The 17,680-nt window shown below is 61.9% G+C and carries 18 protein-coding genes; 14 read left to right on the top strand and 4 right to left on the bottom strand.

Annotated features, from left to right (window positions below):
• Positions 1–15: 15 nt before the first annotated feature.
• Entirely contained in the window at positions 16–759 is a 744-nt protein-coding gene (locus tag AC1DSJ_RS27465; RefSeq protein WP_054422334.1) for a response regulator, read from the bottom strand.
• A gap of 186 nt (positions 760–945) precedes the next feature.
• On the opposite strand from AC1DSJ_RS27465, the gene rfbD reads away from it, so the two are divergent.
• The 7 genes from rfbD to ptsP all read left to right on the top strand — a co-directional run bounded on the left by rfbD (position 946) and on the right by ptsP (position 8,512).
• A complete protein-coding gene (gene rfbD / locus AC1DSJ_RS27460; RefSeq protein ID WP_441372598.1) occupies positions 946–1,854 on the top strand; it encodes a dTDP-4-dehydrorhamnose reductase in 909 nt (302 codons plus the stop codon).
• Positions 1,855–2,240: 386 nt separating this feature from the next.
• Positions 2,241–4,193 (top strand): threonine--tRNA ligase, encoded by a 1,953-nt coding sequence (gene thrS, locus AC1DSJ_RS27455; RefSeq protein WP_476760426.1) that lies wholly within the window; start codon positions 2,241–2,243, stop codon positions 4,191–4,193.
• A 20-nt stretch (positions 4,194–4,213) separates the two neighbouring features.
• A complete protein-coding gene (infC, locus tag AC1DSJ_RS27450) occupies positions 4,214–4,765 on the top strand; it encodes a translation initiation factor IF-3 (RefSeq protein ID WP_082386983.1) in 552 nt (183 codons plus the stop codon).
• Between the two features lie 157 nt (positions 4,766–4,922).
• The gene (gene gshB / locus AC1DSJ_RS27445; RefSeq protein ID WP_342066531.1) at positions 4,923–5,894 is read left to right on the top strand and encodes a glutathione synthase; all 972 of its coding nucleotides are present in this window, start codon (positions 4,923–4,925) and stop codon (positions 5,892–5,894) included.
• Between the two features lie 17 nt (positions 5,895–5,911).
• Positions 5,912–6,313, top strand: a complete 402-nt coding sequence (locus tag AC1DSJ_RS27440) for a PTS sugar transporter subunit IIA (protein ID WP_054422329.1) — start codon at positions 5,912–5,914, stop codon at positions 6,311–6,313.
• A 116-nt stretch (positions 6,314–6,429) separates the two neighbouring features.
• Positions 6,430–6,699, top strand: coding sequence for an HPr family phosphocarrier protein (locus AC1DSJ_RS27435; RefSeq protein ID WP_054422328.1), 270 nt, complete (start codon positions 6,430–6,432; stop codon positions 6,697–6,699).
• A gap of 22 nt (positions 6,700–6,721) precedes the next feature.
• Entirely contained in the window at positions 6,722–8,512 is a 1,791-nt protein-coding gene (ptsP, locus tag AC1DSJ_RS27430; protein ID WP_082387008.1) for a phosphoenolpyruvate--protein phosphotransferase, read from the top strand.
• A gap of 151 nt (positions 8,513–8,663) precedes the next feature.
• Here the strand turns inward: ptsP and amt are convergent, their stop codons facing one another.
• The 3 genes from amt to AC1DSJ_RS27415 all read right to left on the bottom strand — a co-directional run bounded on the left by amt (position 8,664) and on the right by AC1DSJ_RS27415 (position 10,758).
• Positions 8,664–9,902, bottom strand: coding sequence for an ammonium transporter (gene amt / locus AC1DSJ_RS27425; RefSeq protein WP_054422326.1), 1,239 nt, complete (start codon positions 9,900–9,902; stop codon positions 8,664–8,666).
• A gap of 32 nt (positions 9,903–9,934) precedes the next feature.
• Positions 9,935–10,273 carry a P-II family nitrogen regulator gene (locus AC1DSJ_RS27420; RefSeq protein ID WP_006218735.1) on the bottom strand — a complete coding sequence of 113 codons (339 nt, stop codon included), beginning with the start codon at positions 10,271–10,273 and terminating at the stop codon, positions 9,935–9,937.
• 302 nt (positions 10,274–10,575) lie between these two features.
• Complete coding sequence (locus AC1DSJ_RS27415) at positions 10,576–10,758, bottom strand: hypothetical protein (protein WP_441372599.1); 183 nt, start codon at positions 10,756–10,758, stop codon at positions 10,576–10,578.
• Between the two features lie 197 nt (positions 10,759–10,955).
• Between AC1DSJ_RS27415 and AC1DSJ_RS27410 the strand changes: the two genes are divergently transcribed.
• The 7 genes from AC1DSJ_RS27410 to pheT all read left to right on the top strand — a co-directional run bounded on the left by AC1DSJ_RS27410 (position 10,956) and on the right by pheT (position 17,680).
• On the top strand, positions 10,956–11,123 hold the full coding sequence (locus AC1DSJ_RS27410) for a DUF5339 family protein (protein WP_346552688.1): 168 nt from the start codon (positions 10,956–10,958) through the stop codon (positions 11,121–11,123).
• A 167-nt stretch (positions 11,124–11,290) separates the two neighbouring features.
• Entirely contained in the window at positions 11,291–11,542 is a 252-nt protein-coding gene (locus AC1DSJ_RS27405; RefSeq protein WP_054422324.1) for an accessory factor UbiK family protein, read from the top strand.
• A 180-nt stretch (positions 11,543–11,722) separates the two neighbouring features.
• Positions 11,723–13,252: a YifB family Mg chelatase-like AAA ATPase gene (locus AC1DSJ_RS27400; protein WP_346552689.1), complete on the top strand. Its 1,530-nt coding sequence runs from the start codon at positions 11,723–11,725 to the stop codon at positions 13,250–13,252.
• Positions 13,253–13,576: 324 nt separating this feature from the next.
• Positions 13,577–13,774 (top strand): 50S ribosomal protein L35, encoded by a 198-nt coding sequence (gene rpmI, locus AC1DSJ_RS27395; protein ID WP_006218740.1) that lies wholly within the window; start codon positions 13,577–13,579, stop codon positions 13,772–13,774.
• A 15-nt stretch (positions 13,775–13,789) separates the two neighbouring features.
• Positions 13,790–14,149, top strand: a complete 360-nt coding sequence (gene rplT, locus AC1DSJ_RS27390; RefSeq protein WP_006218741.1) for a 50S ribosomal protein L20 — start codon at positions 13,790–13,792, stop codon at positions 14,147–14,149.
• A gap of 77 nt (positions 14,150–14,226) precedes the next feature.
• Complete coding sequence (pheS, locus tag AC1DSJ_RS27385; RefSeq protein ID WP_054422322.1) at positions 14,227–15,249, top strand: phenylalanine--tRNA ligase subunit alpha; 1,023 nt, start codon at positions 14,227–14,229, stop codon at positions 15,247–15,249.
• A gap of 13 nt (positions 15,250–15,262) precedes the next feature.
• The gene (pheT, locus tag AC1DSJ_RS27380; protein WP_441372600.1) at positions 15,263–17,680 is read left to right on the top strand and encodes a phenylalanine--tRNA ligase subunit beta; all 2,418 of its coding nucleotides are present in this window, start codon (positions 15,263–15,265) and stop codon (positions 17,678–17,680) included.

The raw sequence follows: 17,680 nt of genomic DNA, 5'->3' as shown, positions 1-17,680 counted from the left end.
GAGGGAAGTGATGCTTCACTCGGCGAATTTCTCGCGCAGATAGAGCGCCAGTGACAGGTCGTCGGCCAATTGCAGCTTGCGCATTGCCCGCCGCTTGTGCGTGCTGACGGTCTTCTTGCTGCGCATCAGCCGGGCGGCAATTTGCGTGACAGACAAGCCCTGGCTGATGTGGCGAAGAATTTCGACTTCAGACGTCGTCAGCAGCGCGTGGGGGTGGGTGGGTTCAAGCGGGCGTATCTTTCCCTCGTGCACGGACAGAAAAGCGTTCTTGCCGCTAAGCACGCCGCGAATCATTTCCGGCAGCAGCATCATCCCCCATTGCTTTGCAAGATACCCATTTGCGCCTGCGCGAAATGCTGCGTACTGGGTCTCTTGGCGGTTGCCCGCCGAAAACGTGATGATCGCCAGGTTCGGGTGATAGCGCCGCAGCCGGCGCAAGTAATTGACGCCGTCCCAGGGCTCCTGGGGCAGATAGAAATCAATCAGGGCAACGTCACAGGGGGCGTGGGTCAGCTTTTCGAGCATGGCCCGCGCCGACGTTTCGCGATGCAGCACGCGAAACCCAGGCCGGCTTTCCAGATATGCATCCACGCCTAGCGCCACGACGGGATGGTCGTCCAGGATGGCGACTTTGATGACGGTTGGCGTGCGCGACAGCAACAAATGCCGGCGGCCGCCCTGACGGCCACCCCCTTCGTTCCCGCGCGGCGGGTTTGATTGGGATGACGCTTTGGTCACACGTATTGAGACAGCTTTCATCGATGCTCCACGAGCCGTAAGGAGGACGTCGGTGGCGGTTTTCGCTCGGCGTGAGGCGACATCCGAAGCACGCTCCGCACGTAGTCTTAAATTTGCGAAGGCAGATTACGTTTTCATACGGCTGTGCGGACGAGAAACGCGTCAAAATCAGACCGTTGCACCCTCGGCCTAGTAGTGAGCGCGAGCATGACCAAGAAGATTCTGCTGTTAGGACGCGACGGCCAACTGGGTTTTGAGCTGCGGCGCAGCCTTGCTCCGCTCGGTGTGGTGGTGGCGGTTGGGCGCAGTGATTGCGACCTGACCTACCCCTTGCAACTGGCGCGCCTGGTGCGTCAAGAGAAGCCGGATGTCATCGTCAACGCCGCCGCGCTCACGGCGGTGGATCGTGCCGAGGAAGACGCAGTTCGCGCCATGCGGATCAACGCAGAGGCGGCCGGAGAGCTGGCCGCCCTGGCCGCAAGCCGGGCAGCGCTGATCGTTCATTACTCATCGGACTATGTGTTCGACGGCGCGAAATCCAGCCCCTATTTCGAAACCGACACGCCCGGCCCGCTGAACGTCTACGGGCGCAGCAAGCTGGCGGGTGAGCGCGCGGTGCAGGCCATGAATGCCGCCCACCTGGTGTTTCGCACGTCGTGGATCTACGGCGTGTTCGGCAACTCTTTCCTGAAATCAATGTTGATGGCGTTGCGCCAGCCCGAGGCGTTGCGCGTGGTCAGTGATCAGCATGGCGCGCCCACCGGCGCCGCCTTCATCGCCGATGTGACCGCGGTGGCGGTTGCGCGCTATTTCCTTGACCGCGCCGGGTTTCCATTCGGGCTGTACCACGTGGCCGCCGCGGGGCGGGTCAGTTGGCATGAGTACGCCTGCTTCATCGCCGAGCAGGCGCGGCGCGCGGGCTTGCCGGTGACGCTGACCCCGGACGATATCCAAGCCGTGTCCGCGGATCAGCACCTCAACACGGCGGCCAGGCCCTTGAACTCCTGCCTGGATACGGGCCTGCTGGCCCGGCAGTTCGGTATCCACGCGCCACCCTGGCAAGAGGGCGTGCGCCATGCGCTGGCGGCCCTTGCGAATTGCCGCAACCTGGTCTGATCAGGGCGGATTTGTCGCGCATTTGCGACGGAAAGGGCGCGAAGGGTGCTACAATCGGCAACGATAAATGCAGTTGATCCGTTGATGTCGCAGGTTGACTCGGGCTTAAGCCCGATTTGTTTTCAACGTTGATCTTGATTGCGCAACATTGCTTCGCGCCGCCTCGGGCGCGTACCAACAGGCTTAGAATCATGTTTTTCCCGCTGGCACGAACTACGACCCGGAACTTTCGCCCTATGTCGCGTTAGTTTTTCGTGCGTCGGGTTTCACCGTGTCAGGTCGGCGGTAGAACTCAGCAAGACAACCAAAAGAACGCGGCTCTCAAGCCGCGTTTTTCGTTTCTGATTTTCGATTTTTAGTTCCAAGAACCCCAGGAAGCACTCCCGATGGTACAGATCACATTGCCCGATGGTTCGCAGCGCCAATATCCGGGGCCGGTAACGGTTGCCGAAGTGGCGCAATCGATCGGTACGGGCCTGGCCAAAGCCGCCTTGGGCGGCCGCGTAACGGTTGAAGGCTCGGAATCCAAGCTGGTCGACACCAGCTTTCGCATCGAAGGCGATGCGCGTCTGGCCATCGTTACCGCCAAAGACGCCGACGGCCTGGACCTGATCCGCCACTCCACGGCTCACCTGCTGGCCTACGCGGTCAAGCAGCTGTTCCCGGACGCCCAGGTCACCATCGGCCCCGTGATTGACAACGGCTTCTACTACGACTTCTCGTACAAGCGCCCGTTCACGCCTGAAGACTTGGCCGCCATCGAAAAGAAGATGGCTGAGCTCGTCAAAAAGGACGAAATTGTCACGCGTGAAGAATGGACGCGCGACGACGCCGTTGAATTCTTCAAGAGCATTGGCGAACAGTACAAGGCCGAGATCATCGCTTCGATTCCGTCGAACGAACCGCTCAGCCTGTACCGCGAAGGCGACTTCATCGACCTGTGCCGCGGCCCCCACGTGCCGTCCACGGGCAAGCTGAAGGTCTTCAAGCTGATGAAGGTGGCCGGCGCCTACTGGCGCGGCGACAGCAAGAACGAGATGCTCCAGCGCATCTACGGCACSGCCTGGGCCAMGAAGGAAGAWCAGGAAGCCTACCTGCACATGCTGGARGAGGCCGAGCGCCGCGACCATCGCAAGATCGGCCGCGAACTTGACCTGTTCCACTTCCAGGACGAAGCGCCTGGCCTGATCTTCTGGCACCCCAAGGGCTGGGCCCTGTGGCAGCAGGTTGAGCAGTACATGCGCGCCGTTTACAACAACAACGGCTACCAGGAAGTCAAAGCGCCGCAGATCCTGGATCTGTCGCTGTGGAAGAAGACGGGCCACTGGGACAACTATCGTGAAAACATGTTCACGACCGAGTCCGAGAACCGCGTCTATGGCTTGAAGCCGATGAACTGCCCGGGCCACGTGCAGATCTTCAATTCCGGCCTGCATTCCTATCGCGAGCTGCCCCTGCGCTATGGCGAATTCGGTCAATGCCACCGCAACGAACCTTCGGGCTCGCTGCACGGCATGATGCGCGTGCGCGGCTTTACGCAAGACGACGGTCACATTTTCTGTACCGAAGAACAGCTCCAGGACGAATGCGCCGACTTCACGGCCCTGCTGCAAAAGGTCTACCGCGACTTCGGCTTCACCGAAGTGCTGTATAAGGTCGCTACGCGTCCTGAAAAGCGTATCGGCTCGGACGAAGTCTGGGATACGGCCGAACAGGCGCTGATGGAAAGCCTGCGCCGCACCGGCTGCGAATTCGAAATTTCGCCGGGCGAGGGCGCGTTCTACGGCCCCAAGGTCGAGTACACGCTGAAGGACGCTATTGGCCGTCACTGGCAATGCGGTACGATTCAGGTCGACTTCTCCATGCCGGTGCGCTTAGGCGCCGAGTACGTGGACCAGAACGACCAGCGCCGTCCGCCGGTTATGCTGCACCGTGCCATCCTGGGTTCGCTCGAGCGTTTTATCGGTATGCTTATCGAAAACCACGCCGGTGCGATGCCTCCTTGGCTGGCTCCGGTGCAGGCTGTCGTATGCTGCATTTCTGAACCTTCGGCCGATTATGCGGCTGAAATCACACAAAGCCTGAAAAAACAAGGCTTTAGAGTAGAGTCCGATTTGCGTGGTGAAAAAATCACTCGTAAAATCCGGGAGCACAGCCTGCAAAAGGTGCCGTACATTCTTGTCGTCGGCGACAAGGAGAAGCAAAACGGCACCGTAGCCGTACGCGGTCTGGGCGGATTGGACCTTGGCGCCATCGCATACGACGAGTTCGTCGCGCGATTGTCCGAGGATGTCTCCTCCCGTCGCGACGTCAATCAACCTGATAGCAGTGCTGCTTAACATTTCTAGGAGCTTTCAACATCGCCACTGAAAAAGCCAATCGCATCAACGGTGAAATCCGCGTCCCCGAGGTGCGCCTGATAGGTCTGGAAGGAGAACAGCTGGGCATCGTCAAGATCGCCGACGCGTTCCGTCTTTCCGAGCAAAGCGACGTGGATCTGGTGGAAATCGCGCCGAACGCCGAGCCGCCGGTCTGCCGTTTGATGGACTACGGTAAGTTCAAGTACCAAGAGCAGAAGCGTCAAGCCGAAGCTCGTTCCAAGCAGAAGGTCATTCAGGTCAAGGAAGTCAAATTCCGTCCGGCCACCGACGAGGGCGACTACCAAGTCAAGCTGCGCAACCTGCGCCGCTTCCTCGAAGAGGGCGACAAGGCCAAGGTGACGCTGCGTTTCCGTGGCCGCGAAATGGCTCACCAGGAACTCGGTATGCGGGTGCTTGAACGTGTGCGCGATGATCTGCTGGAACTTGCCCAGGTCGAAGCCATGCCGAAGCTCGAAGGCCGTCAGATGGTCATGGTGCTGGCGCCCAAGAAGAAGGCCGTGCCGGTTGGCAAGCCTGAATCGGCGGCCTGAGTTCCAGCCGTAGCCTTCCCCGGAAGGCTTGGCCGCTAGACATCCGACCCGCCGTCCACCTCGTGACCGGCGGGTTCGCTTATTGGGCGGCTCTGCGCTACGATGTCATAAAGCCGCCTTCCCGCGAGGGAAGGCGGCGTCCGTTCAGGGTGTCGCGATGCATGTTTTGTTCGTTTTGGATCCCTTGCCGCTGCTCAAAGCGTACAAGGACAGTTCGGTTGCCATGATGCGTGCCCTGGTGGCGCGCGGGCATACGCTTAGCGTGGCCATGCAGGGCGACCTCTACATCGAGGGCGGCACGGTCAAAGCCGTCACCACGCCGATCGCGCTGGTGGCTGATGCCGACCTGCACGGCCACGACTGGTGGACGGAGTCCCCCGCCCAAGATCTGCCGCTGGCCGATTTCGGGGCGGTCGTCATGCGCAAAGACCCGCCTTTCGACATGGAATACGTGTATTCCACGCACTTGCTCGAATACGCCGAGGCCCAAGGCGCCCGCGTGTTCAACAGCGGCGCGGCGATTCGCAACCATCCTGAAAAGCTGGCCATCACCGAGATCAGCGAGTTCACCGCGCCCACGCTGGTGACCCGCAACATGGCTCGCCTGAAGGCTTTCCACGATACGCATCACGATGTGATCGTGAAGCCGCTGGACGGCATGGGCGGCACGGGCGTGTTCCGCCTGCAGCCCAAGGACCCGAACCTGAACGCCATTTTGGAAACGCTGACCGACAACGGCGCGCGCACCATCATGGCTCAGCGTTACATCCCCGATATCGTCAAGGGCGACAAGCGGATTTTGCTGATTGGCGGAAAACCCGTGCCGTATTCGCTGGCGCGTATTCCGCTGGCCGGCGAAACCCGCGGCAATCTGGCCGCAGGCGGCCGTGGCGTGGCGCAGGAATTGTCGCCGCGCGACCGCGAAATCGCCGAAGCCGTGGCTCCCAAGCTGGCGGCTCGCGGCCTGCTGCTGGTGGGCCTGGACGTCATTGGCGATTACGTCACCGAAGTGAATGTCACCAGCCCCACCTGTTTCGTAGAGATTGCCGAACAGACCGGTTTCGATGTCGCGGGCATGTTCGTCCAGGCGCTTGAAAACGCCGTGGCGACCACTGCCACCGCGGCCTGATCTCTCTGGAATCCGTCATGACCACGGGTATTGTTATCGTCGTGCACGCGCCTTTGGGCGCGGCGATGCGCGAGTGCGCCAGCCACGTCATGGGCAACCTTGACGGCATGCTGGCCATTCACGATATCCAGCCTGAAGACCGTCCGGACGATTTGGCGCCGGACGTCCTGAAGGACATTCTTGAGCAGGACCACGGCGCCGGTGTTCTGGTGCTGACGGATCTGATCGGCGCGACGCCCGCAAATATCTCCAAGCGCGCCGTCGCCGATGCGCAAGCACAAGGCATTCAATGCTGTGTGCTGGCAGGTTTGAATACCCCGATGCTGCTGCGCGCTTTGACATATCGCAATCTGCCATTGGCTGATACGCGCGAAAAGGCGCTGGCCGGCGGAGTGCAGGGCGTCTTGCGTGTAGACTGACGGGCGGGAATTTGCCCTATTATGTCGGCTGGCAATCCAAGCCGAAGAGCGGTTAGCGGTTTGGTTTGTTGCTGCGATCAACACTGCGGCGTTAATCCGCAGTCATAATATTTCCTATGCCTACAAAAGACATCGTCATCAGCAATAAATTGGGTTTGCATGCGCGGGCCGCCGCCAAGCTGACGCAACTGGCCAGCAAGTTCTCAAGCGAGATCTTTATCTCGCGTGGCGCGCAGCGCGTGAACGCCAAGAGCATCATGGGCGTCATGATGTTGGCGGCCGGGCTGGGCGTGACGGTCAAACTGGAGGCTTCCGGCGGCGACGCCGATCAAGCCCTTTCCGAAATCGAAACCTTGTTCGACAGCAAATTCGGTGAGCAGGAATAGAAACTCCCATGAATCCGCCAGCCTGAGCGTTGCTGAGGCTGGCGCGTCTACGACCCCGAACAATGCTCACGACGGAGCTGGCCCTGCCAGCCCCGTCGTTTGTCTTTATGGCAAAGGCGTTGCGAAGGGATATGCCATCGGACGCGCCGTCGTCATGGGCGCCGCTGCCTTGGAAGTGGCGCACTACCGGATATCGCCCGAGGATGTGCCCGCCGAAAGCAGCCGCCTGACTGAGGCCCTGGCTTCGGCGCAGCACGAATTGCTGCTGTTGGCAGACACCTTGCCGGCCGATGCGCCGCGCGAGCTGGGCGCCATGCTGAACGTGCACAGCCTGCTGTTGGGCGACCCGCTATTGGCCGAGCAGACGCTGGCGCTGATCGCCGAACGACACTACAACGCCGAATGGGCGCTGACGACGCAAGGCCAGATTCTTGGCCAGCAGTTTGACGCCATGGAAGACGAGTACCTGCGCGAGCGCGGGGCTGACGTCCGCCAAGTCATCGAGCGCGTGCTGCATGTGCTGTCCGGCACGTCGGCGATCTTGCCCGACATGTCGCACATGGGCGGCGACGATGCGCTGGTGGTGGTGGCGCACGATATCTCGCCGGCCGACATGCTGCGCTTGCGCGGTGGGCGCTTTGCGGCCTTCGTGACCGACCTTGGTGGCCCCACGTCGCACACGGCCATCGTGGCCCGCAGCATGGGCGTGCCGGCCGTGGTGGCCATGGGCAACGTGCGCGAATTGGTTCGCGACGGCGACATGCTGATCATCGACGGCGCGGCCGGCGCCGTGGTCGTCAATCCGTCGGACCGCATTCTTCAGGAATACCGCCGCCGTCAGGCTGTATATGCCGACGAGCGCGCCGAACTCGGCCTGCTGCGTGATGAACCTTCGGTCACGCTGGATGGTATCGATATCGTCCTGCACGCCAATATCGAACTGCCCGAAGAGGCCGCGCTGGCGCTGGCTTCTGGTGCGCATGGCATTGGCCTGTTCCGTAGCGAATTCCTCTTCATGGGTCGCCCGGACCTGCCTGGCGAAGAAGAACAGTACGAAGCCTATTCTTCGGTGGTGAAGGTGATGGCGGGCCGGCCCGTCACAATTCGCACGTTGGATATCGGGTCGGACAAAACGCTGGATGGTGAAGCCACCGTGGCCACCAACCCGGCGTTGGGGCAACGCGCCATCCGGTATTGCCTGGCGCGTCCGGAAATGTTCGCGACGCAGTTACGCGCCATTCTGCGGGCGTCGGCTCACGGTCCTGTGCGGCTGCTGATCCCCATGATTGCGCACATGCATGAAGTGGTGGCGACCAAGGCGGCCATCGAGTCCGCACGGCGCGAACTCGATGCGCGCGGTCAAGCCTACGCGCCGCACATGGAAGTGGGCGCCATGGTCGAGGTGCCCGCCATCGCGATTGCAATCGAACCGTTTGCCCAGGCGCTGGATTTCCTGTCGATCGGCACGAACGATCTCATCCAATACACCTTGGCGATCGACCGCGGCGACCACGATGTGGCCGCGCTCTACGATCCGCTGCATCCCGCTGTGCTACGCCTGGTGGCCAATACCATCAATGCGGGTGAGCGGGCGGGCAAGCCGGTTGCGGTCTGCGGCGAAATGGCGGGCGATTCGCGCATGACGCGCTTGTTGCTGGGCTTGGGGCTGACCGAGTTCTCGATGCATCCGCAGCAGTTGCTGGACGTGAAGCGTGAAGTGCGCCGCGCGCATTCCAACGCGTTGCGCATCAAGGTGGCGACGGCGCTGAACCGCGCCTTGCCCGTTGATCTGGATGCGCTTGATCCGGCTTGATCCCATTTGATCCGCTCCACCCCGGACAGTAGAACGCCCCGATTCGGGGCGTTTTTTTGTCTTCGCGCAACGCAAAAAAAAGCGCCGGGATGTGATCCCGGCGCCGTTTCTTGCCGGCCCGCCACATTTCGCGGCGGGCCGAGATACCGCATTAGCTGTGATACGCCGATTCGCCGTGGCTCGTGACGTCCAGGCCTTCGCGCTCCTGGTCTTCCGGCACACGCATGCCGCACAGGGCATTGGCGATCTTGTAGGCAATCCACGCCACCACGCCGGACCAGACGATGGTCAGCAGCACGCCTTCCAGCTGGACCCACAGTTGGTGGGCGATCATGCCAGGTTCAGCCAGGCCGGGGCCACCGAGGACTTGCGCGTTGAACACGCCGGTCAGCAGGGCGCCGACGATACCGCCCACGCCGTGGATGCCGAACACATCCAGTGCGTCATCGGCACGCAGCATGCGCTTCAGGCCATTCACACCCCAGACGCAGACGATACCGGCAACCACGCCGATGATCAGTGCGCCCACCGGGCCAACCAGGCCGGCGGCGGGGGTGATGCCCACCAGGCCGGCAATCGCGCCGGAGGCGGCGCCCAGCATCGAGGGCTTGCCCTTGATGGCCCATTCCGTGAACAGCCAGGCCAGCACCGCACCCGCCGTGGCGATCATCGTGTTGAAGAAGGCCAGGGTGGCGTTCTCGTTGGCGGCCAGCGCCGAACCCGCGTTGAAACCGAACCAGCCCACCCACAGCAGGGCGGCGCCGATAAACGTCATCGGCAGGTTGTGCGGCTGCATGGCTTCGCGGCCGTAGCCCACACGCTTGCCGACTACATACGCGCCCACCAGACCGGCCACGCCAGCATTGATGTGCACCACGGTGCCGCCGGCAAAGTCCAGTGCGCCCTTGGCATTGAGCAGGCCCGGCGCCGTTTCGGACGCGAACCACACCATGTGGGCGATGGGAATGTAGGCGAACGTGAACCAGATCACCGTAAACACCAGCACCCCCGAGAAGCGGGCGCGTTCAGCAAAGCTGCCCACGATCAGCGCGCAGGTGATGCCGGCGAACGTGGCCTGGAACGAGGCGAACAGCAGCTCGGTCAAGGTGTTCGACATGGCGTACTTGCCGTCAGCCGGTGTGAACATGCCAGAGAAGAAGGCGCGCGACAGGCCGCCGAAGAAGGCGTTGCCCTCGGTGAATGCAAGGGAATAGCCGTAGATGAACCAGAGAACCAGGCCCAGCACAAACGTGCACAGCACTTGGAGCAACACCGACAGCACGTTCTTGCTGCGTACCAGGCCGCCATAGAACAACGCCAGACCGGGTACGGCCATCATCAATACAAGCAGGGTAGAGACGAGCAACCAGGAGATATCTGCTTTATCCATTTTCAGGCTCCAATGAGTCTTTCTTTATTTATTTACAGCGCAGCTTCGCCAGCTTCACCCGTGCGGATACGGATCACTTGTTCCAGGGGCGCGGCGAAGATCTTGCCGTCGCCGATCTTTCCGGTACGGGCGGCTTGTTCAATCGCTTCGATGACCTGATCGACAAGGTGGTCGGGCACGGCCGCTTCAACTCGCAGCTTGGGCAGAAAGTCGACGGCGTATTCAGCGCCGCGATACAGCTCGGTATGGCCCTTTTGGCGGCCAAAACCCTTTACTTCGGTAACAGTCAGGCCCTGGACGCCGATCCCGGATAGAGCCACCCGCACTTCGTCGAGCTTGAAGGGCTTGATGATGGCGATGATGAGTTTCATGGCATTTCCTCTCATGGTTGCACGTTGGCCTCGACTATCAAGCAAGATCCATGCCATGTTGGTGCGTACCCGGAAAGGGGAGGTGCAGGCGCATGAGTTGTGCCTGTTTGCACCAATATAGTGCGCCATGCACCACGCGTCAGCCTCAATGTGGTGCGTAACGTGGTGAATGCCGGTGATGCAACGAAATATGTTTCGCCGCTGGCATTTGTAGCCAGTTGATGCTGTGGCGGTTGCGGTTTGTATTGGATTTTGCATCGATGAACAGCACCCTCGGCGCCTGTTCCGCAGGCCGCACAGCCTTACGGGCCGGGCGTGCAGCCCAACGTGGCGACGAATTCAGTTGCCAGCCAGCGATGTTGCAAGGTGCCCAAAATGGGGGAGGGCTTGATACGGGGGTTTACACCCATCAGCTTGTTGACGGCAGCTGGCTGAAGAAGAATCAAGACCAGCTCATGTTTTCTGATGAGCGGATCGGGCCGCATAAGGGGTTCCGGTGATGTGGCTCTTAATAAAAAGCAAGAACGGAAAGAGGACACAATGAAGAGTCAACGCAAGTTAATCGGCGTGTTGGCGCTGGCCGCGTCAATAGGGGCGCTGGCCGGCTGCGTCGCCTCCCGTGGCAAGTGCGGCAGCGGTGCCGGCGGAGTGCGAAGCGTATCTGGCCAAGGTCAACGCATGCATGGATAAATTAGGCAGCAGCAACCCGGCCGCAGCCAGCATCAAGCAGCAGCTTGATGCGGCCAAAACGCAATGGGCGTCCATTCCCGACAAGACGCAGTTGGCGGCGCAATGCAAGCAGTCGTCGGATCTGTTCACGCAATCGGCAAGCCAGATGGGCTGCCCGTAACGATGTTGGTAGGGGGTTGCCGCCATGGCAGCCCGGTTTTCTCCTGTGCTTTGATGGGCGGTCACCGCATGCGGCCCGCCCTCTTTTTTTGCATAATCCTTTTCGGACTTCTGCGCCGGATCGGCAAAGCACTACACTTGAGGCATCAAGAACACAGAGAGGCCGCTATGAACAATCGCACCCAATGGATGGAAGACATCCAGAAGAATATTTCCGACCTGATCGCCCGCAGCCCGGCCGCCGACGTTGAAAAGAACGTGCGCGCGATGATGGCTCAAGCCTTCACCAAGATGGATCTGGTCACCCGCGAAGAATTCGACGTGCAGGCGGATTTGCTTGCCCGTACACGCGCCAAGGTTGATCAATTGGCGGCGCAAGTGCAGCAGCTGGAGTCGCGTTTGTCGGCCCTGGACAAGTAAGCTGGCGCCTGTCGTAGGAATATCAAAACGACCGCTAATCGCGGTCGTTTTTCATTGGGTGTAGTGGTTCGAAAAGGGCGGTTGATCGTGGCTAGGTAAGGGATGTTTATGTCCCAGCCCAGTCCACGAGCGCTTGCCGATTGCCGATACTGACGGTCTTGTTCCGCACGGGAGACCGTCTTGACGCTTGCCGTTCTAGCCAGCCGGGCGCTTAGCGGCCTGCATGCGCATGCCGTGCGCGTGGAAACGCATCTTGGCCCAGGGTTGCCGAGTTTCAATGTGGTCGGCTTGGCTGACACCGAGGTGCGCGAAAGCCGCGAACGCGTGCGCGCCGCCATATTGAATAGTGGTTTCACATTTCCGCCAGGCAGAATCACCGTCAACTTGTCGCCGGCCGATTTGCCGAAAGAGTCGGGCCGATTCGACCTGCCTATTGCGCTGGGGCTGTTGCTGGCGTCCGGCCAACTGGCCGCTCCGACCGATGGTGGTGATCCCGTGTTGCCGGCGCCAGACCCCTCCCTGGCGAATCTGGTGTTGGCGGGTGAGCTTTCGCTGACGGGGGCGTTGGTGCCGGTTGCGTCGCCACTGATCATCGCGCTAAGCGTGGCGCGGGATGCCTCCCACACCACGCTGATCCTGCCGGCGGGCAGCGCGGAACAGGCGGCGTGGGTGCCGGGCTTGCGTGTCCTGTCGGCGCGTAGCCTGGCCGATGTGGCCGCGCATGCCGCAGGGGTTTGTTTGTTGCCGGACGCCGTGCCCAAGCCATGGCCGCAAGCGGCCCCCGCGCCATGCCTGTCGGATGTCCGCGGTCAGCCGGCGGCCCGGCGAGCGCTGGAAGTGGCGGCGGCAGGCGGCCATAGCTTGTTGATGATCGGGCCGCCCGGGGCGGGCAAAAGCATGTTGGCCGCGCGCATGCCCGGCCTGTTGCCGCCCCTGGGACGCGCCGAGGCCTTGGAGGCGGCGGCCGTAGCTGCGCTAGCGGGCTTGCCCGACGCCTTGATGGGGCAGCCGCCGTTTCGGTCTCCACACCATTCCGCTACCGTGGCCGCGCTGGTGGGCGGCGGCAGCCGGCCCCGTCCGGGTGAGATCAGCCTTGCCCACCATGGCGTCTTGTTTTTGGATGAATTACCTGAGTTCAGTCGCCGTACGCTTGAAGCCCTGCGCGAACCGTTGGAGGCGGGCAGGGTGGTCATTGCACGGGCGTTGCGTGCGGCGCAATTTCCCGCACGCTTCCAGCTGATCGCCGCCATGAACCCTTGCCCATGCGGCTGGCGCGGCCATCCCGGCCGGCCCTGTGTCTGCACGCCGGATCAGGTGGCGCGCTATGTGGGCAAGATATCGGGCCCTTTACTGGACCGCATCGACCTGCATATGGCGTTGCCGCCATCCGACCCCGAATCCATGGGAGGGCCGCCCGGCGAAGCTTCCGCGCCCGTCCAGGAGCGCGTCATGCGCTGCCGGGCTCGCCAAATGGCCCGGCAGGGCAAGCTGAATGCGGCGCTGGCGGGGCCGGAGCTTGATCAGCACTGTGTGATGGAAAAGGACGCGCAAACACTGCTGTTCCAGGCGATGCGACGTCTGGCGGGGTCTGGACGCGCCCTGCACCGGGCGTTGCGTGTTGCCCGCACAATCGCCGATCTGGACGGAGAGGCAACGCTGGCTGCCCGGCATGTGGCGCAAGCGGTGCAGTACCGGCGTCCGGGCGTATGATGCGTCTCTGGAACATCCGGCGCAGTTCTGCTGAGCTTTTTGCACCAGCTGACTCGACAACAGCCAGGAAATCACCATATAATCAAAGGCTTTCCCGGATCTCGGCTACCTTTTTGCCAAGACCTGGGAGGAAGCCGTGTCTGGCAGCAATGCCATTTCGCGGTTCGCAGCAAGTTGGCACTACGCCAAGAAGTACCTCAGAAGTGGCAACAGGTTTACAAGTTTTGCCGTCGCATCGGTGCTAGCCCTAGGGCTTTTTGCCAGCAACGCCAAACACCTCGCGTCATGTCAAATCAACTACGAGTTTAAGTTTAGGGAATCATCATGCCCAAGATGAAAACCAAGAAAAGCGCCTCCAAGCGCTTTAAGGTTCGCGGCAGCGGCTCCATCAAGCGCGGTCAGGCGTTCAAGCGCCACATTCTGACCAAGAAGACCACGAAGGCCAAGCGTCAATTGCGCGGCTCGACGGCCGTTCATGAATCCAACGTGGCCTCCGTCAAGGCCATGATGCCTTTCGCTTGATAAGGGAGATCTAATATGCCTCGCGTCAAACGCGGCGTAACTGCCCGCGCACGTCACAAAAAAGTCATTGCCGCCGCCAAGGGTTACCGTGGCCGCCGCGGTAATGTGTTCCGTATTGCCAAGCAAGCAGTCATGCGCGCTGGCCAATACGCCTACCGCGACCGTCGTAACAAGAAGCGCACCTTCCGCGCTCTGTGGATCACGCGTATCAACGCTGCCGTCCGCGAACATGGCGTTAGCTACAGCGTGTTCATCGCTGGTCTGAAGAAGGCTTCGATCGAACTGGACCGTAAGGTTCTGGCCGATCTGGCCGTGCGCGATAAGGCCGGCTTTGCCGCCATCGTGCAGCAAGCCAAGGCTGCCTTGGCTGCCTGATCGCGCGCTTTAACTCATCGCGCATCGCTGCAAACGGGGCTGTAATAGCCCCGTTTGCGTTTTGAAGGCTGGATTTCATGACTCTATTGGTTGACGACCTGGTCTCCCAGGCGCAAGAACGGTTCGCCGCGGCTACGGATGCCGCCGCGCTTGAGAACGCAAAGGCTCGATTCCTGGGTAAGGAAGGCGCACTGACGGTGCTGCTGAAAGGCCTGGGCAAGCTCGATCCCGAGCAGAAGCGCGAGATGGGCGCCCGGATCAATCAGGCCAAACAACAAGTCGAAGAGCTCCTGACTTCGCGCCGCGCCGCATTGGCGCAGGCGGAACTGGACGCCCGGCTGGCCTCCGAAACCATTGACGTCACCTTGCCTGGCCGCGGTCGCGCGCCGGGAGGCATCCATCCGGTGATCCGGACCTGGGAACGCGTGGAAGCCATCTTCCGTTCCATTGGCTTCGACGTGGCCGACGGCCCCGAAGTGGAAAATGACTGGACCAATTTCACCGCATTGAACAACCCGCTGGACCACCCGGCGCGTTCCATGCAGGACACGTTCTACGTCGACATGAACGACGCCGACGGCCTGCCGCTGCTGCTGCGCACGCACACCAGCCCCATGCAGGTGCGTTACGCCCGCATGCACAAGCCGCCCATCAAGGTCATTGCGCCGGGGCGCACTTATCGCGTCGACAGCGACGCCACGCACTCGCCCATGTTCCATCAGGTGGAAGGGCTCTGGATCGCCGAGGACATCTCGTTTGCCGATCTGAAAGGCGTGTACACCGATTTCCTGCGTTGCTTCTTTGAAAGCGACGATCTCGTCGTGCGCTTCCGTCCGTCGTTCTTCCCGTTCACGGAACCGTCCGCCGAAATCGACATGATGTTCACCTCGGGTCCCAACCGTGGCCGCTGGCTGGAAATCTCCGGCTCGGGTCAGGTGCACCCCGAAGTGGTGCGCAACTTCGGCCTTGATCCCGAGCGCTACATCGGCTTTGCATTCGGCTCCGGACTTGAGCGCCTGACGATGTTGCGCTACGGCGTCAACGATCTGCGCCAGTTCTACGAAGGCGATTTGCGCTTCTTGCGCCAGTTCAACGAATAACAGACGGCTGATCATGCAATTTCCCGAATCCTGGCTGCGTACGCTGGTCAACCCTCCGATCGCAACCGACGAACTCGCGCACCGGCTCACCATGGCTGGCCTGGAAGTCGAAGACACCGCGCCCGCCGCACCCGCCTTCACTGGCGTGGTCGTGGGCCACATCGTCGAGATCGCTCCGCACCCCGACGCCGATAAGCTGCGCGTTTGCCAAGTGGACGATGGTTCCGGCCAGCGCCTGCAAATCGTGTGCGGTGCGCCGAACGCTGCCGCTGGCCTGAAAGTGCCGCTGGCTCGCGTGGGCGCAGAACTGCCTGGCGGCATGAAGATTGGCGTGGCGAAAATGCGCGGCGTGCAATCGTCGGGCATGTTGTGCTCGGCCCGCGAACTGGGCTTGTCGCAAGACCACGCTGGGCTGCTGGAACTGCCCGCCGACATGGTGCCCGGCCAGTCCATCCGCGAAGCGCTGGACTTGGACGACACGCTCTTCACGCTCAAGCTCACGCCCAATCGCGCCGACTGCCTGTCGATCCTTGGCGTGGCGCGCGAAGTCGCTGCCCTGACGGGTGCGCCGTTGTCCGTGCCGACGGCCGTCGCCGTGCCGGTCACGCTGGATGAGCGCCTGCCCGTCAAGATTGAAGCGCCTGACTTGTGCGGCCGTTTCGGTGGCCGTGTGATCCGCGGCGTGAACGCCCGCGCGGCAACGCCCGACTGGATGAAGACGCGCCTGGAGCGCGCGGGCCAACGCTCGCTGTCGGCGCTGGTGGATATCTCCAACTACGTCATGCTTGAGCTGGGCCGTCCGTCGCATGTGTTCGATCTGGACAAGATCGGCGGCGACATCTCCGTGCGCTGGGCGCGCGAAGGCGAGACCCTTGAACTGCTGAACGGCCAGACCATCACGCTCGACCCGAAGGTCGGCGTGGTCGTGGCCGGCGATCAGGTGGAAAGCCTGGCCGGCATCATGGGTGGCGAAGCAACCTCGGTCACGCTGGACACGCAAAACATCTATCTGGAAGCCGCGTTCTGGTGGCCGCAAGCCATCGCCGGCCGCGCGCGCCGCTACAAGTTCAGCTCCGAAGCCAGCCATCGCTTCGAGCGTGGCGTGGACTACGCCAGCATTCCTGAACACCTTGAATTCATCACCCGCCTGATCGTCGACATCTGCGGCGGCCAGGTCGGCCCCATCGACGACCAGATCGTCAACCTGCCGGCGCGTCCGCCTGTGCGCATGCGCCTGGCGCGTTGCCATCGCGTGCTGGGCGTGCCCGTCACGCAAGAGCAGGTCGCGAAGATTTTCGCCAGCCTGGGTCTGGAATTCACGGTCGAAGGCGACGACTTCATTGTCAGCCCGCCGTCGTACCGTTTCGATCTGGAAATCGAAGAAGACCTGATCGAAGAAGTGGCCCGCATCTACGGTTTCGAAAGCATTCCTGACGTGCCGCCGATGGCGCGCGCGAAGATGTTCTCGCAGCCCGAAGTGCATCGCGGTGCGCACGCGCTGCGCCGCCTGACCGCTGCGCAGGACTACCAGGAAGTCGTCAACTACAGCTTCGTCGAAGCAGATTGGGAGCGCGACTACGCTGGTATCGACACGCCCGTGCGTCTGGTGAACCCGATTGCAAGCCATCTGTCGGTCATGCGTTCGAGCCTGATCGGTGGCCTGATCGCCAACATTCGCCACAACGCCAACCGCAAGCAGTCGCGCGTGCGTGTGTTTGAATTGGGCCGCGTGTTCATGCGTGATGCATCCGCACAGGATGGTCCGCTGGAAGTGGCCGGCGTGCGTCAACCGATGCGTTTGTCGGGCGCCGCGTGGGGGCCAGCGGTTGAAGAACAGTGGGGCGTGGCCACGCGTCAAGTGGACTTCTTTGATGTGAAGATGGATGTCGAAGCGCTGTTCGGCGCACGCGGCCGCCGTCTGCGTTTTGAAGCCGCTGCGCATCCGGCGCTGCATCCGGGCCGCAGCGCTCGCATCGAACTGGACGGCAAGCAAGTGGGTTGGGTCGGTGAACTGCATCCGCGTTGGGCGCAGCAAGCAGACCTGGCGCATGCGCCCGTCGTCTTCGAACTCGATGTTGACGCCTTGTCCGAAGGTGAGTTGCCGCAAGTGCGCGAGCTCTCGCGCCAGCCGGTGGTGGTGCGCGATCTGGCCTTGTGGGTCGATGCTCCCGTGTCCACGCAAGCCATGCTCGACACCGTTGCCGCCGCCGTCAAAGCGGATGCGCAACTGGCTGTGGTGCAGGACGTGCGCGTGTTCGACGTGTGGCGCGAGAAGGCCCACGGCAGCGAGCCCGTCACCGAGAAAAGCCTTGCTTTCCGATTCTGGCTACAGGACACTGAAGTCACTCTGGACGAAGCCCGTGTGGCGGAATGCCTGTCCCGCATCAAGGATGCATTGGTCAGTGCTCACGGCGCGCGCCAGCGTACATGA

The sequence above is a fragment of the Achromobacter sp. 01N37 genome (genome assembly GCF_056399725.1).
The sequence above is the reverse complement of the archived record's forward strand: the minus strand, read 5'-3'. Positions and strand labels throughout refer to the sequence as shown.

Excerpts from the sequence above, each read along its gene's own strand:
- AC1DSJ_RS27465 (WP_054422334.1), bottom strand. The coding sequence starts at position 759 with ATGAAAGCTGTCTCAATACGTGTGACCAAAGCGTCATCCCAATCAAAC.
- rfbD (WP_441372598.1), top strand. The coding sequence starts at position 946 with ATGACCAAGAAGATTCTGCTGTTAGGACGCGACGGCCAACTGGGTTTT.
- gshB (WP_342066531.1), top strand. The coding sequence starts at position 4,923 with ATGCATGTTTTGTTCGTTTTGGATCCCTTGCCGCTGCTCAAAGCGTAC.
- AC1DSJ_RS27440 (WP_054422329.1), top strand. The coding sequence starts at position 5,912 with ATGACCACGGGTATTGTTATCGTCGTGCACGCGCCTTTGGGCGCGGCG.
- AC1DSJ_RS27435 (WP_054422328.1), top strand. The coding sequence starts at position 6,430 with ATGCCTACAAAAGACATCGTCATCAGCAATAAATTGGGTTTGCATGCG.
- amt (WP_054422326.1), bottom strand. The coding sequence starts at position 9,902 with ATGGATAAAGCAGATATCTCCTGGTTGCTCGTCTCTACCCTGCTTGTA.
- AC1DSJ_RS27420 (WP_006218735.1), bottom strand. The coding sequence starts at position 10,273 with ATGAAACTCATCATCGCCATCATCAAGCCCTTCAAGCTCGACGAAGTG.
- AC1DSJ_RS27415 (WP_441372599.1), bottom strand. The coding sequence starts at position 10,758 with ATGCGGCCCGATCCGCTCATCAGAAAACATGAGCTGGTCTTGATTCTT.
- AC1DSJ_RS27410 (WP_346552688.1), top strand. The coding sequence starts at position 10,956 with ATGGATAAATTAGGCAGCAGCAACCCGGCCGCAGCCAGCATCAAGCAG.
- AC1DSJ_RS27405 (WP_054422324.1), top strand. The coding sequence starts at position 11,291 with ATGAACAATCGCACCCAATGGATGGAAGACATCCAGAAGAATATTTCC.
- rpmI (WP_006218740.1), top strand. The coding sequence starts at position 13,577 with ATGCCCAAGATGAAAACCAAGAAAAGCGCCTCCAAGCGCTTTAAGGTT.
- rplT (WP_006218741.1), top strand. The coding sequence starts at position 13,790 with ATGCCTCGCGTCAAACGCGGCGTAACTGCCCGCGCACGTCACAAAAAA.
- pheS (WP_054422322.1), top strand. The coding sequence starts at position 14,227 with ATGACTCTATTGGTTGACGACCTGGTCTCCCAGGCGCAAGAACGGTTC.
- pheT (WP_441372600.1), top strand. The coding sequence starts at position 15,263 with ATGCAATTTCCCGAATCCTGGCTGCGTACGCTGGTCAACCCTCCGATC.